Annotated in this window: 2 protein-coding genes; one reads left to right on the top strand and one right to left on the bottom strand. The window is 46.6% G+C overall.

Annotated elements, in window-relative coordinates; genetic code table 11:
* The coding region (locus WBA89_RS14115) for a peptidase domain-containing ABC transporter (protein ID WP_424407384.1) at positions 1–948 on the top strand (948 nt) is incomplete at its 5' end.
* Between the two features lie 277 nt (positions 949–1,225).
* Here the strand turns inward: WBA89_RS14115 and cimA are convergent.
* The coding region (gene cimA, locus WBA89_RS14110; RefSeq protein WP_424407382.1) for a citramalate synthase at positions 1,226–2,259 on the bottom strand (1,034 nt) is incomplete at its 5' end.

Genomic DNA, 2,259 nt, shown 5'->3' with positions numbered 1-2,259 from the left:
ACTTTGCTGTGGTTGGGCAGCGGTTTGGTGATTGACAAGGTATTGAGTATCGGTCAGTTGCTGGCGTTTATTAGTATGAATCAAAACGTTACTACTTGGGTGACTTCTTTAGTCGGATTTAGTGATGAAATGACTCGCGTTAAGACAGCAACTCAACGGCTTTCAGAAGTGATTGATGCTGCGCCGGAAACTAAGAATGATAGTAATAAACCTGCGGTCACGATTCAAGGTCGCGATGAGATTGTTTGCAAGAATGTGAATTTTCACTACCCCGGTAGACTTGACTTGCTGGAAAATTTTTCTGTGACGTTTCCTGGGGGTCAAGCAATTGCTTTAATCGGCTATTCCGGCTGCGGAAAAAGTACGCTCGCTAAGGTAATTGCTGGTTTGTATCCGCTGCAATCTGGTAATGTGAGAATTGGCGGCTACAATTTGCAAGATTTGTCTCTAGACAGTCTCAGACAGCAGGTGGTTTTAGTTCCTCAAGAAGCGCATTTTTGGAGCCGTTCGATTATAGATAATTTTCGTTTGGGGAGTCCAGATGCTAGCTTTGAACAGATTGTGAAAGTGTGTAAACTTGCGGGGGCCGACGAATTTATCAGCCAATTACCTGATAAGTATCAAACTGTTTTAGGGGAGTTTGGAGCGAATATTTCTGGGGGACAAAGACAGAGATTGGCGATCGCCCGCGCCCTTCTCAACAACCCGCCCGTATTGATTTTAGACGAATCTACCGCAGGGCTAGACCCCGCCAGCGAGGCGGAAGTTTTGGAAAATTTGTTGATGTACCGGCACGGGAAGACCACGATTTTTATCAGTCACAGGCCGCGAGTGATCGATCGCGCCGATTGGATTATCATGTTAGAACGCGGCAGGTTGAAAGTGCAAGGATCGGCGGCTAAATTGCGATCGATTCCCGGAGATCATTTAGAGTTTTTGCATCCTTAAACAAAATTGTAGGGTGCGTCAGTGGAAAATCAATACGGATAAGACGGCGGTTGAAACCGCGCCTACAGAAACGAAGTCCGCCTCCGCGGACTGAAGAGAATAAGGTAATTTTAACCGCAGACTCTTCATCTTCAACCCGCGGAGGCGGGTTTGGTTTGTATAGACGCGGTTTCTAACCGCCCGGTCTTTTGATCTTCAACCCGCGGCGGCGGGTTTTGTTTGTATAGACGCGGTTTCCAACCGCCCGGTATTTTATCTCACCGCCCAATGTTCTTAGTTAATGAACCCGACAAACTAGGGGAATTGCCTCTTGATTGTCCAGCACCAAACCGTACTCCAAACCTTCAACAACCGCCTGACAAGAAGCATCCAAAATATTCGTAGAAACCCCTACAGTTGTCCACCGCTGCTGGCGGTTGCTCGATTCCAATAAAACGCGCGTTTTAGCAGCAGTACCCGCACCAGAGTCGAGAATTCGCACTTTGTAGTCTGTCAGATAAAAATGTGCAATCGCCGGATAAAAATTCACCAAAGCTTTCCGCAAAGCCGAATCCAAAGCGGAAACCGGGCCGTTTCCTTCCGCACATTCCAGAATATTTGTATCGTTGACTGACAATTTGACAGTTGCTAAAGCCGTACAATCTTCGCCAACCTTATCGCAGTGTACTTGAAATCCCTTAATTTCAAACCACCGCTGGCGCTGTGACAAAGCCTCCCGCATTAACAATTCAAAACTTGCCTCAGCGCCTTCAAATTGATATCCTTGACTTTCCAAAGCTTTTAATTTGTCCAGAATTTGGCGGCAAGCAGGATTTTGGCGATCGAGTTCAATTCCAAAAGTGCGGGCCTTCGCCAAAACATTACTCAAACCTGCTTGATCCGAAATCACAATTCGCCGTATATTACCAATTTTTTCGGGTTCCAAGTGTTCGTAAGTTAACGGATTTTTTTCAACAGCCGATACGTGAATTCCGCCCTTGTGAGCAAAAGCCGAAAGACCGACAAAAGGAGCGCGGTCATCGGGAGCAAGGTTGACAATTTCGCTGATCGATCGACTGGCTTGAGTTAATTTAACTAATTGCTGGTCTTGAATGCAATCATAACCCAATTTAAGCTGAAAATTAGGAATCAAAGAACACAAATCGGCATTGCCGCAGCGTTCGCCGTAACCGTTAATAGTTCCCTGCACCATCGTCACGCCTTCCTGCACAGCCGCTAAAGCATTAGCAACCGCAACTCCAGAGTCGTTGTGAGTGTGAATTCCCAGTTGAATTTTAGACTTTCTCCCCCCCTTAATAAGGGGGGGTTGGG

The sequence above is a fragment of the Microcoleus sp. genome, from assembly GCF_049646505.1.
Taxonomy (GTDB): domain Bacteria; phylum Cyanobacteriota; class Cyanobacteriia; order Cyanobacteriales; family Microcoleaceae; genus Microcoleus.
The sequence above is the reverse complement of the archived record's forward strand: the minus strand, read 5'-3'. Positions and strand labels throughout refer to the sequence as shown.